This window comes from Micrococcus luteus (assembly GCF_022664405.1).
Taxonomy (GTDB): Bacteria; Actinomycetota; Actinomycetes; order Actinomycetales; family Micrococcaceae; genus Micrococcus; species Micrococcus luteus.
Map to the genome: position 1 here is coordinate 76263 of NZ_JAKRLB010000011.1, position 13034 is coordinate 89296.

Below are 13034 nucleotides of genomic sequence, written 5' to 3' on the forward strand. Positions count from 1 at the left end.
CCTCAGCCCTCCCGGACGGCGCCGGCGGCCAGCTCGCGGGCGAGGGCGCCGACGGCCTGCGGCCCGCCGTCCGTCAGCGCGCGCACCAGGGCCGTGCCGACGATCGCGCCGTCGGCGTAGGCGCCGATCTCGCGGACGTGCGCGGCCTGGGAGACGCCGAGGCCGACGCACACGTGCTCCGCCCCGGCATCCTGGGCCCGGCGGACCACGGTCTCGGCGACGGTGGACACCGCGTCGCGGGCGCCGGTGACACCCATGACCGACACGGCGTACACGAAGCCGCGGGAGGACTCGACGGTGAGGCGCACCCGCTCGTCCGTGGACGAGGGCGCGGTGAGGAACACGCGGTCCAGGCCGTGACGGTCCGCGGCCTCCATCCAGGCACCGGCCTCCTCGGGCACGAGGTCAGGGGTGACGAGACCGGCGCCCCCGGCCTCGGCGAGACGGCGCGCGAACTCGTCGACGCCCATGCGGTCCACCAGGTTCCAGTACGTCATCACCAGCACCGCGGCGTCGGTGCGCTCCGTCACCCGTCGGATGATGTCGAAGACGTCGGCCACGCGGAAACCGGCCTGCAGCGCCGCCTGGGTCGCGGCCTGGATCACGGGGCCGTCCATCACGGGGTCCGTGTAGGGCAGGCCCAGCTCGATGACGTCGGCGCCGTTCTCCGCAACGGCGACGACGGCCTCGACGCACTCGTCCACGGACGGGTAGCCGGCCGGCAGGAAGGCGACGAGGCCGGTGCGGCCGGCCGCCTTCGCGGCGTCCAGGGCCGCGGCGGTCTTGGAGTGCACGGTCATGCCGGTCACTGCTCCTCTCCGGGGGTCATCTCCTCGAGCGGGTCCTTCTCCTCCGCGGCCGTGCCGAGGCCGAACCAGGCCGCCGCGGTGGCGACGTCCTTGTCCCCGCGGCCGGAGAGGTTCACGATGATGATCCGCTCCTCCCCCTCCGGGGCGTCGGGCCCCACGAGGCCCTCGTCCGCCCAGCGGCGGGCCAGGCGCAGCGCGCCGGCCAGGGCGTGGGCCGACTCGATGGCGGGCGTGATGCCCTCGGTGCGCGTGAGCCGGAGGAAGGCGTCCATGCACTCGGTGTCCGAGACCGGCTCGTAGGCGGCGCGGCCCGTGTCGTGCAGGAAGGCGTGCTCCGGGCCGACGGCCGGGTAGTCCAGGCCGGCGGAGATCGAGTGGGAGTCGATGGTCTGCCCGTCCTCGTCCTGCATCAGATACGTGCGGGCGCCGTGCAACACGCCGGTGCGTCCGAGCGTGATGGACGCGGCGTGGCGGCCGGTCTCCAGGCCCTCGCCGCCGGCCTCGAAGCCGTAGAGCTCCACCCCAGGGTCGTCGAGGAAGCCGTGGAACAGGCCCATCGCGTTGGACCCGCCGCCCACGCACGCCGCGACGGCGTCGGGCAGGCGGCCGGCCTGGGCCAGGATCTGCTCGCGGGCCTCTTCGCCGATCACGGAGTGGAAGTAGCGCACCATGGCGGGGAACGGGTGCGGGCCCGTGACCGTGCCCATCAGGTAATGCGTGGTGTCCACGGAGGCGACCCAGTCCCGCAGGGCCTCGTTGATCGCGTCCTTGAGGGTGCGGGCACCGATCGCCACGGGCACCACCTCGGCGCCGAGCATCTGCATCCGGGCCACGTTCAGGGCCTGGCGGCGGGTGTCCTCCTCCCCCATGTACACGGTGCACTCCATGCCGAACAGCGCGGCCGCCGTCGCCGTGGCCACGCCGTGCTGGCCGGCGCCGGTCTCCGCGATCAGGCGCGTCTTGCCCATGCGGCGGGCGAGCAGCGCCTGGCCGATCACGTTGTTGATCTTGTGCGAGCCGGTGTGGTTGAGGTCCTCGCGCTTGAGGAAGATGCGCACGCCGGGGGTGCCCGCGGCGAACCGCGGCACCTCGCTCAGCAGGGAGGGCCGGTTCACGTAGTCCCGGAACAGGGTCCGCAGCTCGGCCTCGAAGGCGGGGTCCTGCCGCGCCTGCTCGTAGGTGCGGGTGAGCTCCTGCAGCGCCGCCATGAGGGACTCGGGCATCCACTGCCCGCCGTAGTCGCCGAAGTAGGGCCCGGCCTGACCCTGATAGGGCCCCTCGAACTCGATCGCGGGCTCGGTGCTCGGACGGTCGGTGCTCATGGCGACCACGCTCCTCGGGTCTGGTTCGGTCAGCGGACGGTGAGGGACGCGGCGCGGAACGCGCGCAGCGCCTCCTCGGGGGCGCCGTGGCGCACGAGGGCCTCACCCACGAGCACGACGTCGGCGCCCGCGGCGGCGTAGGCCTTGATCTGCGCCTCGGACTCGACGCCCGACTCGGCGACCCGGACGACGTCCTCGGGCAGCCCGTCGGCCAGCGCGGCGTAGCGGGCCGGGTCGACGTCCAGGGTCTTGAGGTTGCGCACGTTGACGCCGAGGATGCGGGCGCCGGCGGCGACGCCGCGCTCGATCTCCTCGGGCGTGTGGGCCTCCACGAGGGCGTGCATGCCCAGGGACTCGGTGAGCTGCAGGAAGCCGGCCAGCTCGGCGTCATCGAGGGCGGCCACGATCAGCAGGACGAGGTCGGCCCCGTGGGCGCGGGCCTCGTGGATCTGGTACTCGGTGACGGTGAAGTCCTTGCGCAGGACCGGCAGATCGACGGCGGCGCGCACGGCGTCCAGGTCGGCCAGGCTGCCGCCGAAGCGGCGGGCCTCGGTGAGCACGGAGACGGCGCTGGCGCCGCCGCGCTCGTACGCGCGGGCCAGGGTGGCCGGCTCGGGGATCTCGGCGAGCGCGCCCTTGGAGGGGCTCGCCCGCTTCACCTCGGAGATCACCCGGATCCCCGCGGGGTCGGTGCGTCCGCCGAGCAGGGCCGCGTGGGCGTCACGCGGCGCGGGGGCGGCGGCCACCAGCTCGGCCAGGCGCGCCTCGGGCACAGCACGGCGACGAGGCTCGAGGTCCTCGCGGACGCCGTCGATGATCTCCTGGAGGACGGACACGCGGATCAGTGACCGTGCTGGCCGCGACCCGCGCCGGCCTTGCCGGCGACGATGCCCACGACGACGCCCACGGCCATCAGGGCCACGCCGATCCACACGACGACGCTCCAGTCGGCGAGCAGGCCGACGCAGCCGGCCACGAAGCCGACGAGCACGAGCGCCACCATGGCCCACGCGCCGGGCGAGTTGCCGTGGCCGGGCAGCTCGAGGTGGGTCGGGTCGTTGAGCACCAGGCCGTCCTCGGTGACGACGACGTCCTCGACGGCGCCGCGGCGGGCGGCGCGACGGGTGGTGGGCTCGGTGTGCGCGGTGTTCGCGGTGTGGCTCATGGCTGTCCCTCACTGGTGCGTGGTGTACATGACGACTGTCCCTCATTGTGCCATGCGGGCACGGGGCCGGGCCCGCGTGACCCGGGACGACCCGGGCGGTGCGGGGCGGTCCGAGAGACGGGCACTCACGTGGGGTCGTTGCCGCGGGACAGCTCGTCCCACGCGTCCATCTGGTCCACGCGCCGGCGCTGGGCCGCCTCGCGGGCGGACTGCGCGGGCTGCTCCCCGGCGGCGGCCGGGCCGGGCTCGGAGGCCGCAGGCGCCTTCTCGTAGCGCCGGGACGAACGCCAGCCACGGCCCGCCAGTGCCGCCACGACGCCGCACAGCGCCGCGAGCACGCCGCCGGCCGCCGCGACCCACGGCCACGCCGTCAGTGCGTAGTCCTGCGCGAGCGCGGTGGTCCCGGTCGCGTCGGCGACCGCGGCGGCCGCCGTCGTCGCCGGATCCAGGGCGGCGGTGACCGAGGTCGAGGCGATCACGACCCCGGCCAGCGCCATGAGCACGCCGACGATCACGGCGCCGAGGCGCCGGGCGGTGGTCAGGGCGAGGGCACCGGCCATCACGACCAGGGCCATGGCGGTGGCGACGGGCGCGGCGGCGCCGCCCGACGTCGTCGCCTCGGAGGCGATCCCGCCGGACAGGCCCGTGGCGGTCACCCAGGTGCGGCCCGCCGTGAGCAGGACGAGCGCGCCGGCGGCCAGCGCGGCGAGGACCACGGTGCGGCGGCGCATCATGCCTGCCCCAGTTCGCCCGCGGTCAGCACGGACCGCAGCGGCGCCGTCGCCTTGGTGACGGTCTCGGCGGTCTCGGCGTCGGGATCGGAGTCGGCGACGATGCCGGCGCCGGCCTGCACGTGCGCCTGGCCGCGGTGCAGCGTGGCCGAGCGGATGTTGATCGCCATGTCCATGTTGCCCGCCAGGTCGAAGTAGCCGACGACGCCGCCGTAGGGCCCGCGCTCGGTCGGCTCCCACTCGTCCAGCAGCTGCAGGGCGCGGGGCTTCGGGGCGCCGGACAGCGTGCCGGCGGGGAAGGCGGCGCGGAGGACGTCGAGCGCGTCGACGTCGTCGCGCATGCGGCCCTCCACATGCGAGACCAGGTGGAGGATGTGGCTGAACGCCTCGAGCTCCATGAACTGGGTGACCTCGACGGTGCCGGGGCGGCACACGCGCGAGAGGTCGTTGCGGGAGAGGTCCACGAGCATGAGGTGTTCGGCCCGCTCCTTCTCGTCCTCCAGCAGGTCCTTGCCGAGGAGGCGGTCGTCCTTCTCGGTGGCCCCGCGCCGCCGTGAGCCGGCGATCGGATGGGTGACCACGCGGCGGTCCCGCACGGTGACGAGCGCCTCGGGCGAGGAGCCCACGATCTCGTACGGCTCCCCGTCCGGGGTCTCGAAGGAGAAGAGGTACATGTAGGGGCTCGGGTTCACCGTGCGCAGGACGCGGTACACGTCCAGACCGGTGGCGTCCGTGGTGACCGAGAGACGGCGGGAGACGACGGCCTGGAACACGTCGCCGTCGCGGATCGCCCGCTGGGCCTTCGCGACAGCCTCGCGGAAGCCTTCGGCACCCCACCGGTCCTCGGCCTGGGCGGCGACCCCGTCCGCGTCCGCCTCGAGCCAGCGGCGCGGGACGTCGCTGACCGGGTCCGCGGCCGGGGCGGCCAGGCGCTCCACCATGGCGTCCAGGCGGGCGAGCGCGTCGTCGTAGGCGCGGTCCGCGCCGGTGGCCAGGCCGTTGCCGTTCACCGCGTTGGCGATCAGCGTCACGGTGCCGTCGAGGGCATCGTGCACGGCCAGGTCGGTGACGAGGTTCATCGCGAGGTCGGGCAGGCCGAGGTGGTCCTCGGGCGGGTGCGGCAGGCGCTCCCACGCGCGGACCGTGTTCCACCCCAGGAAGCCGGCCATGCCGGAGACGAGGTGCGGCAGAACGCCTCCGACCTCGGCGCGCACGTCCGTGCGCAGCAGGCGCAGGCACGCCGCGAGCACGTCCAGGGCTCGGCCCTGCGTGGGCAGCCCCTCGGGCGGGGTGCCCTGCCAATGCGCCTCGCCGTCTCGCGAGGTCAGGGTGACGGCGGAGCCGGCCCCGATGAAGCTGTACCGGGACCAGGCCGCGCCCGGGGTGGCGGACTCCATCAGGAAGGTGCCGGGGCGGGAGCCGGCCAGGCGCCGATGGATCGCCAGCGGCGTGAGGCCGTCCGCCAGCACCGTGCGGACCACGGGGATCACGCGGGCGGTGTCCGCCAGACGCAGGAACTCCGCACGGGAGGGAGTGGTGGCGGCGGTCATCGGGCGGCCTCCTCGGGGTCGACGGCGGCCGGCGGCATGACGAGCTCGCGGCCGGTGAAGCAGGTGCGGGTGCCCGTGTGGCAGGCGGGGCCGGTCTGGTCCACGGTGAGCAGCAGGGTGTCGGCGTCGCAGTCCGCGTGGACCGCGCGCACCCGCTGCAGGTGGCCCGAGGTCTCCCCCTTGCGCCACAGCTCGCCGCGCGAGCGGGACCAGTAGGTGGCCCAGCCGGTCTCGAGCGTCGCGCGCAGGGACTCCTCGTTCATCCACGCCATCATGAGCACCTCGCCGGTGCCCTCCTGCTGGGCGATGGCGGGCACCAGGCCCCGGTCGTCGAAGGTCACGGAGGCCACGAGGTCATCGGGCGGGGAGATGCTCATGGAGGTCCAGTCTAGGGAGCCGGAGATGGGCGTGGCCGACGGGGTCAGCGGACGGTGTGCCCCGCCTGCCGCAGGGCGTCCTTGACGCGGGTGAGCATGTCGTCCGGGCCGAAGTGGAACAGGGAGGCGGCGAGCACCGCGTCCGCACCGGCCGCGACGGCGGGTGGGAAGTGCTCGGGCTCGCCGGCGCCGCCGGAGGCGATCAGCGGCACGCGCGTCACGGCGCGCACGTCCCGGATCATCTCCAGGTCGAAGCCCTCGCGCGTGCCGTCCGCGTCGATCGAGTTGAGCAGGATCTCCCCCACGCCGCGCTCGGAGGCCTCACGGCACCAGGCGACGGCGTCGATGCCGGTGCCGCGGCGTCCGCCGTGGGTGGTGACCTCATAGCCGGAGGCGCAGCCCGGGTCCTCCGTGCGCCGGGCGTCGAGGGAGAGCACGAGGACCTGGGACCCGAAGCGGCGGGTGATCTCCGTGATCAGCTCGGGCCGGGCCACGGCGGCGGTGTTGACGGAGACCTTGTCCGCCCCCGTGCGCAGCAGCCGGTCCACGTCCTCGACGGTGCGTACGCCGCCGCCCACGGTCAGCGGGATGAAGACCTCCTCGGCCGTGCGGGTCACGACGTCGTAGGTCGTGGCGCGGTCCGAGGTGGAGGCGGTGACGTCGAGGAACGTGATCTCGTCGGCACCCGCGGCGTTGTAGCGGCGGGCGAGCTCGACCGGGTCGCCCGCGTCCCGCAGGTTCTCGAAGTTCACGCCCTTGACCACGCGCCCGGCGTCCACGTCCAGGCAGGGGATGACACGCACGGCGAGGCTCACGTCGGCTCCTTCGTCTCGGGGGGGGGCTCGGGCGGGACGGCGCGGGCCGTCAGAGGCGGATCGCGTGGATCGCGGAGATCAGGATGCCGCGGGCGCCCAGGGCGTACAGCTCGTCCATGACGCGGTTGGCGTCCGGTTTGCGGACCATGGAGCGCACGGCGACCATCGTCTCGTCCCGCAGCGGGGAGACCGTCGGTGACTCCAGCCCCGGGGTGACCGCGGTGGCCGCCTCCAGCAGGTCACGGCGGATGTCGTAGTCGATCATGACCCAGCGGCGGGCCACGAGCACGCCCTTGAGGCGGCGCAGCAGCACGTCGAGGCCCTCGGGGCGCTCCCCCGCGCGGCCGATCAGCACGGCCTCCGAGTCGAGGATGGGCTCGCCGAAGACCTCCATGCCGGCGGCGCGCAGAGTGCTGCCGGTCTCCACGACGTCGGCGATCGCGTCCGCCACGCCGAGCTTGACGGAGGACTCCACGGCGCCGTCGAGGTGGACCACCTCCGCGTCGAGGCCGGTGCGCTCCAGGTAGGCGTGCAGCAGCCCGTCGTAGCTGGTGGCGATGCGCCTGCCGGCCAGCTCGGACTCGGAGGAGAACGTGCCCACGGGCGCGGCCAGTCGGAACACGGACCGGCCGAAGCCGAGCGCCATGATCTCCTCCGCTGTGCCCTCGACCTGGGCGTCGCGGAACAGGTCCCGCCCGGTGAGGCCGACGTCGAGGGTGCCCTTGCCCACGTACACCGCGATGTCTCGGGGACGCAGGTAGAAGAACTCCACCTGGTTCTCGGGGTCCACGAGGACGAGCTCGCGGGAGTCCCGGCGCTGGCGGTAGCCGGCTTCCTGCAGGATCTCACGGGCGGCCTCGGCGAGGGCGCCCTTGTTCGGAACGGCGATGCGCAGCACGCGTCGGTCTCCTCGGGGTGCGGTGGGCGGGGAACGGGGCCGGCGGCCTCAGAGGTGGCGGTAGACGTCCTCGAGGCTGATGCCGCGGGCGATCATCATGGTCTGCACGTGGTACAGCAGCTGAGAGATCTCCTCGGCGGCGGCCTCATCCGACTCGTACTCGGCGGCCATCCAGACCTCGGCCGCCTCCTCGACGACCTTCTTGCCGATCGCATGGACGCCGGCGTCGATCTGGGCCACGGTGCCGGAGCCCTCGGGGCGCTCTTGCACCTTGCGCGTCAGTTCCGCGTACAGCTCGTCGAAGGTCTTCACGTGACCACCCTAGCGACCCTGCCCCTCCAGCCCAGACCGGAGTCGGTCATTGTGACGTACGGGACGGCGGGGTCTTCGCCACGCGCTGCACCTACGGGCCCACGTGGGACGTGCCGGCCGCTCAGCGTCCTCCCCCTCCCATGTCTGCACGTTCCTTCACTCCCATCGGGGCACGCGCGCGAGGCGGCCGTGGACGTGGGGATGACGGGCTGAACGTGCCCGTCCGGTCCGCACGCATGGCCCGGGCGACCTCCGACAGGTGGGCACGACACGCTCGTTTCTGACCCCAGCGACGACACCGCTCCTTGCACACCTGAGACACCACCAGGTCGATCACTGCCCCGAACCCCGCCCGGGCCCACCGCACCAGATCTCTTCCGCGACGCACACATCCATCTCGTCGACTGTCCACGCGTCCGGGCCTCGGGTCCAGGCCCTGGAGGTCACCGGCGGGCGGCGCGGCCGCGCCCACGTCGCCGACGGGGAACAGGAATGATGCGGCGAGAGGATCTGGGGGTAGCCGTCGTGGCCCTCCTCCCCTTCCCGGACGAGGAGCAGAGCCCCGCGCTCGGACCCGCGAACTGGAGCATGACCCACCACGATGAAGGCGACCCATCCCGTCCCGCACACCGAGTGAGCGCCCGGTTGCAGCGAGCGCAGAAGATCCTCTCCCGCTGGCGGGTGGCCACGGGCAATGCGGTGGAAGGCATGGAATGGGAGCGGGATCCCGGTGATGCGCAGCTCGTGGAGATGGCTCGGCTGCCCAGCAGTGCCGAGCTGCCCAGCGCTGGAGCCTGGCTTCCGGGGCTGGAGATCCTCATGGGCCTTCGTCGCAGACCTGGTGCCGGGCCCCCTCAACCACCGGCTCGCCACGTGCTCGTTCTATCGGGAGAAGGCTTCGGCGCCCGTCCCCTCGGCGCGTCGCCATGCTCGCCCTGACGTGAGCCGACGTTCGTGGGTGCGGGGCGTCGGCCGACTCCCACGGGGGTGGCCTCACACGCACCCGACGGTCTGTCCCACCACGTCTCAAACCCTCCGACACTTCTGTCCAACAGCTCGGTTTGGGACCGTTTCTGACGTGATGCTCTCGTGGGCGGACGGGGCGTGTAAAGGGGTATACCCGGCTGGACATCCTGGCGGGCAGATGCCCGATGTCGGCGGCGAGGCCACACCCCACCTTGCCCTGCGACCGGTTACCGGTGGTAATGTGCCGCCATTATTCATTCGACCCCTTATGGAGCCCCTGAATACATGAGCGACGGCCCAGCCGCCTGCCCTGGTGACAGTCCGAGCGTCACCCCCACCCCACCCCGCAGCTGGCGGGGTCGCCTGCACCTCGTGGGGAGGTGACTCAGGCATGGATCCAGTCCTGACACTGATCCTCGGATCCCTCATCATCCTGGCGATCATCGCCGCCAACGGCTTCTTCGTGGCCCAGGAATTCGCGTACATGTCTGTAGACCGCGTCCGCCTGCAGACCGCCGCCAAGGCCGGCGACCGCGCCGCCGCCCGCGCACTGCAGGTCACTCGCCGCACCTCCTTCATGCTCTCCGGCGCGCAGCTGGGGATCACGGTCACAGGCCTCATGGTGGGCTACGTGGCAGAGCCGATGGTGGGTGCGGCCCTGACCGAGTTGCTCGGCGGCACCGCACTGCCTTCTGAAGTGGTCATCGCCATCTCCACGCTGGGCGTATTGGTGGTGGCCACCCTGGTGCAGATGATCATCGGCGAGCTGTACCCCAAGAATTTGGCCATCGCCAACCCCGAGCCCCTGGCCCGCGCTCTGGCCCGGCCCACACAGATCTACCTCGGCCTGTTCGGCTGGCTCATCTGGGTCTTCGACAAGGCGGCCGAGGTGCTGCTCAAGCTCCTGCGCATCGAGCCAGTGCACGACGTCGACAGCACCGCCTCCGCCGAGGACCTGGACCGCATTGCCCTGGACTCCAGAGCTTCCGGATCCTTGCCCGCGGAGGTCTCCGTCCTGATCGACCGGGTGCTGGACTTCCCAGACCAGGACGTGCAGCACGCGATGGTGCCCCGCTCGCGTGTGGACGAGGTTCAGCCCCAGACCTCCCTGGCTCAGGTGCGCGACCTGATGGCCACCGGCCACACCCGCTACCCGGTGATCTCGAACGAACACGAACCGCTCGGGGTAGTCCACCTCACCGACCTGCTCGGTGAGACCCGGATGGCCCCGGACACCCCCGTGTCCGCCCTGATGCGCCCTGCACTGGTGCTGCCCACGATGATGTCCCTGCCCGACGCAGCCCGGGAGCTCGACGGCTCAGGGCAGCAGATGGCGTGCATCGTGGACGAGTTCGGCGGCTTCGTCGGCGTGCTCACAGTGGAAGACCTCGCGGAGGAGCTCGTGGGCGAGCTCACGGACGAGCACGACCTGCACCCCCAGGAGGAGATCACCGCCACAGGCCTGCACTCCTGGGTCCTGAGCGCAGAGGCCCACCTGGACGAGCTCGAGCGCCTCGTCGGGCACCCCCTGCCCGTGACCGAGGCCGAGTCCGCCGCCGGTCTGACCATCGACGCTCTGGGCCGTCTGCCCCGGGAAGGCGAGGTCATCACGATCGACCTGCCCGAGGACCCACGAGACTTCGGGGCTGAGGAGGTCTACGACCGCCACCTGCAGGTCGAGGTCCTCTCCATCCAACGCAGGGTCCCAGCTCGACTGCGGATCCACCTCATCGAGGTGCCCCGCTCTGACACCGCCGGCAGCCATGCCGCCCACGAGGCCCAGCCCGACGCCACCACGGACGAGGAGCGATGATGCACGGTCCACTGATCGTCATGCTCGTGACCACAGCGCTGATCGTGCTCAGCGCGATCTTCGTCATCATGGAGTTCTCCCTGCTGGGCGCCCGCCGGCACCGGCTAGAGGCCGAGGCAGGACGCAGCCGCGCCGCGCGGGCCGCTCTCAAGGGAGTCGACGAGCTGACCCTCATGCTCGCCGCAGCCCAGTTGGGCATCACCTTGTGCACCTTCGCCCTGGGGGCGATCACCAAGCCGGCCGTCGACGCATGGCTCGGCCCCGTCCTGGAGGACTGGGGCATCCCCGCAGCGGCAGCCGGAACCGCCTCCTTCGTCCTGTCCTTGCTGGCCGTGACCTTCCTTCACCTGGTCATCGGGGAGATGGCCCCCAAGTCCTGGGCCATTGCCCACCCCGAGACCGCAGCCAAAGCCGTGGCCGTGCCCGCACGCGCCTTCGTCTGGACCGTTCGCCCCCTGCTGCTGCTGGCCAACCGGCTGGCCAACCGCCTGGTGACCCTCAGCGGCGTCACCCCCGTGGACCAAGCCGCCGTGGGCGGCTACGACGCAGCGGCCATTCGTCAGCTGGTTGAGCACTCCGCCGCCGCCGGCACCCTGGACCGGCAGAACCATGAAGCCTTGGCCGGTGCCCTGGACCTTCAGACCCTCACTCTCGGGGACCTCCTCCCCCAGGGTCAGCACCCGGTCAAGGTCGCCCCCGACGCCGACGTCGAGGCGGTCCAGAATGCCGCTGCGTGCTCAGGGCACTTGCGTATCCTGGTCCAGCCGGACCATACCCCTGAGAGCGTTCCGGGCGTCGTCCACGTGCGGGACACCCTCACGATGGAGCCTTCTGCGCCAATCCAGCCGCTTATCCAGCAGGCTCTGACGCTGCCCTCCACCACACCGTTGCACGAAGCACTTGCCTCCATGCGCCGCAACAGCCGCCAGCTGGCCGCAGTAACCCAGGACAACCGGTTCACTGGGGTCGTCACCCTCACCGACGTCTTGCGCGGAGTGTTGCCCCGCGCGGCTTGAGTCCACACCTCGGCAACACCACCGCGGGGGCCGCTGAAACGGCCCCCGCGGTGGTGTGGACAAAGAATCAGAATCGGCACAGTGGCCTCGCCCCCCATTCCGGCCTCAATGGGCTCAGTCATGCTCCGACTCACGGGCGTGTAACGGCTAAATCGGTCGTTTGTGGCGGCTGCTCGGTGTGCCGCCCGGTGTCATGTGTGGCTTGCGCCGCTATATGGCGGGGTTCTGTCGGAGCTCAGTGGCGGCCTCCAAGCACGCGGGCAAGAGGGCGCTGCGAGTGAGGCTCACGTTCCGCAAGCCGATCCTTCACCGGGACAGCGGCCGACGGCAGGCCGGAGGAATAGGCGTCGCGATAGGGTGCACCCCGCGCAACAGAACCGTTGCGAAAGGTCTAACACCCCAACGCAACAGAGTGGGCCGCCATGCGCTGCCACGGGCCCGTGAACTTCGGTGTCACAGGTAGCGGCAGACATCCTCGGGGGAGCACGTGGCCGGGTCGCCGGCGGCGGCGTCCTCGCGCAGGTCGGCGATCGTGGTGCGTAGCTGCGCGAGCTCGGCGAGTTGCCGGTCGATCACATCAAGGCGGGTGTCGAGCAGGTCGGTGACGTGCCGGCAGGGGGCCTGCCCCCGGTCGCGGATGTCCAGCACCTGACCGATCTGGGCCAGGGTCAGCCCGGCCGCTTGCCCCCGGCGGATGAAGTCCAGCCGGTCGAGCACCTCGGCGCCGTAGTCCCGGTAGCCCGCCGGGGTGCGGTCCGCGGCGGGTAGCAGCCCGACCTCCTCGTAGTACCGCAGGGTCTTGCTCGTCGTGCCCGACGCCCGAGCCACCTCACCGATCCGCATGCCACTCATTCTCCCCCTTGACCTTCCAGTGCACTGGAAGGTCGATCCTGAGGGCGATGAAGGAGGAGTTCATGACGGCAACGGCTAACAGCAGGTCGTATGACCTGGCAATGATCGGGTTCGGTGGGGCGGCGTTCGCGGCCGCGATCCGCGCCACCAACCTCGGCAGATGGGTGGTGATGATCGAGCGTGGCACCGTCGGCGGTACCTGCGTGAACACCGGGTGCGTGCCCTCCAAGGCCTTGCTCGCGACCGCCGAGGCCCGCCACGTCACACTCGACGCCTCCCGGGGGCGTGTCAACTTGTCTGTGTAAGCGGGGTGGTCACAGGTAGGGGTTGATCCGGTCGGGGTAGGCCGCGGCGAGCTGGGCGAGGGCCTGCTTCCAGTTCGTGACGGCCTGACCTTCGACGAGCCGG

Annotated in this window: 13 protein-coding genes and 1 pseudogene; 3 read left to right on the forward strand and 11 right to left on the reverse strand. The window is 72.0% G+C overall.

The genetic code is table 11. The features are described from left to right. Positions 1–2: 2 nt before the first annotated feature. From trpA to MF605_RS06695, 10 genes are all read right to left on the reverse strand, one after another. Positions 3–809 carry a tryptophan synthase subunit alpha gene (gene trpA / locus MF605_RS06650; RefSeq protein ID WP_134416980.1) on the reverse strand — a complete coding sequence of 269 codons (807 nt, stop codon included), beginning with the start codon at positions 807–809 and terminating at the stop codon, positions 3–5. After that, on the reverse strand, positions 806–2131 hold the full coding sequence (trpB, locus tag MF605_RS06655; protein WP_134416981.1) for a tryptophan synthase subunit beta: 1326 nt from the start codon (positions 2129–2131) through the stop codon (positions 806–808). The genes trpA and trpB overlap by 4 nt, the downstream gene beginning before the upstream one ends. Before the next feature lie 29 nt (positions 2132–2160). Further along, complete coding sequence (gene trpC, locus MF605_RS06660; protein WP_134416982.1) at positions 2161–2967, reverse strand: indole-3-glycerol phosphate synthase TrpC; 807 nt, start codon at positions 2965–2967, stop codon at positions 2161–2163. Positions 2968–2972: 5 nt separating this feature from the next. Further along, positions 2973–3296, reverse strand: coding sequence for an HGxxPAAW family protein (locus tag MF605_RS06665; RefSeq protein ID WP_036338645.1), 324 nt, complete (start codon positions 3294–3296; stop codon positions 2973–2975). Positions 3297–3421: 125 nt separating this feature from the next. Then, positions 3422–4030 (reverse strand): Trp biosynthesis-associated membrane protein, encoded by a 609-nt coding sequence (locus tag MF605_RS06670; protein WP_225348469.1) that lies wholly within the window; start codon positions 4028–4030, stop codon positions 3422–3424. Continuing rightward, on the reverse strand, positions 4027–5577 hold the full coding sequence (locus MF605_RS06675) for a chorismate-binding protein (RefSeq protein ID WP_134416983.1): 1551 nt from the start codon (positions 5575–5577) through the stop codon (positions 4027–4029). The genes MF605_RS06670 and MF605_RS06675 overlap by 4 nt, the downstream gene beginning before the upstream one ends. Further along, positions 5574–5954 (reverse strand): phosphoribosyl-AMP cyclohydrolase, encoded by a 381-nt coding sequence (hisI, locus tag MF605_RS06680; RefSeq protein ID WP_134416984.1) that lies wholly within the window; start codon positions 5952–5954, stop codon positions 5574–5576. Before hisI ends, MF605_RS06675 begins: the two co-directional genes overlap by 4 nt. 44 nt (positions 5955–5998) lie before the next feature. After that, positions 5999–6769 (reverse strand): imidazole glycerol phosphate synthase subunit HisF, encoded by a 771-nt coding sequence (hisF, locus tag MF605_RS06685; protein WP_134416985.1) that lies wholly within the window; start codon positions 6767–6769, stop codon positions 5999–6001. 49 nt (positions 6770–6818) lie between these two features. Next, positions 6819–7667 carry an ATP phosphoribosyltransferase gene (gene hisG, locus MF605_RS06690; protein WP_134416986.1) on the reverse strand — a complete coding sequence of 283 codons (849 nt, stop codon included), beginning with the start codon at positions 7665–7667 and terminating at the stop codon, positions 6819–6821. Positions 7668–7715: 48 nt separating this feature from the next. Continuing rightward, positions 7716–7979: a phosphoribosyl-ATP diphosphatase gene (locus MF605_RS06695; RefSeq protein ID WP_010078767.1), complete on the reverse strand. Its 264-nt coding sequence runs from the start codon at positions 7977–7979 to the stop codon at positions 7716–7718. Between the two features lie 1357 nt (positions 7980–9336). On the opposite strand from MF605_RS06695, the gene MF605_RS06700 reads away from it, so the two are divergent. Beyond that, complete coding sequence (locus tag MF605_RS06700; RefSeq protein WP_036337238.1) at positions 9337–10758, forward strand: hemolysin family protein; 1422 nt, start codon at positions 9337–9339, stop codon at positions 10756–10758. Then, the gene (locus MF605_RS06705) at positions 10758–11774 is read left to right on the forward strand and encodes a CNNM domain-containing protein (protein WP_036337237.1); all 1017 of its coding nucleotides are present in this window, start codon (positions 10758–10760) and stop codon (positions 11772–11774) included. The genes MF605_RS06700 and MF605_RS06705 overlap by 1 nt, the downstream gene beginning before the upstream one ends. A 453-nt stretch (positions 11775–12227) precedes the next feature. Here the strand turns inward: MF605_RS06705 and MF605_RS06710 are convergent, their stop codons facing one another. Beyond that, a complete protein-coding gene (locus tag MF605_RS06710) occupies positions 12228–12617 on the reverse strand; it encodes a heavy metal-responsive transcriptional regulator (RefSeq protein WP_036382791.1) in 390 nt (129 codons plus the stop codon). Positions 12618–12673: 56 nt separating this feature from the next. On the opposite strand from MF605_RS06710, the pseudogene MF605_RS06715 reads away from it, so the two are divergent. Continuing rightward, positions 12674–12904: pseudogene (locus MF605_RS06715) on the forward strand (FAD-dependent oxidoreductase); the annotation flags it as partial. Positions 12905–13034: the final 130 nt, after the last annotated feature.

Bases quoted from the DNA above. Each gene is read 5' to 3' on its own strand.
- trpB (WP_134416981.1), bottom strand. From the start codon at position 2,131: ATGAGCACCGACCGTCCGAGCACCGAGCCCGCGATCGAGTTCGAGGGG.
- MF605_RS06665 (WP_036338645.1), bottom strand. From the start codon at position 3,296: ATGAGCCACACCGCGAACACCGCGCACACCGAGCCCACCACCCGTCGC.
- MF605_RS06670 (WP_225348469.1), bottom strand. From the start codon at position 4,030: ATGATGCGCCGCCGCACCGTGGTCCTCGCCGCGCTGGCCGCCGGCGCG.
- MF605_RS06675 (WP_134416983.1), bottom strand. From the start codon at position 5,577: ATGACCGCCGCCACCACTCCCTCCCGTGCGGAGTTCCTGCGTCTGGCG.
- hisI (WP_134416984.1), bottom strand. From the start codon at position 5,954: ATGAGCATCTCCCCGCCCGATGACCTCGTGGCCTCCGTGACCTTCGAC.
- MF605_RS06700 (WP_036337238.1), top strand. From the start codon at position 9,337: ATGGATCCAGTCCTGACACTGATCCTCGGATCCCTCATCATCCTGGCG.
- MF605_RS06705 (WP_036337237.1), top strand. From the start codon at position 10,758: ATGCACGGTCCACTGATCGTCATGCTCGTGACCACAGCGCTGATCGTG.
- MF605_RS06710 (WP_036382791.1), bottom strand. From the start codon at position 12,617: ATGCGGATCGGTGAGGTGGCTCGGGCGTCGGGCACGACGAGCAAGACC.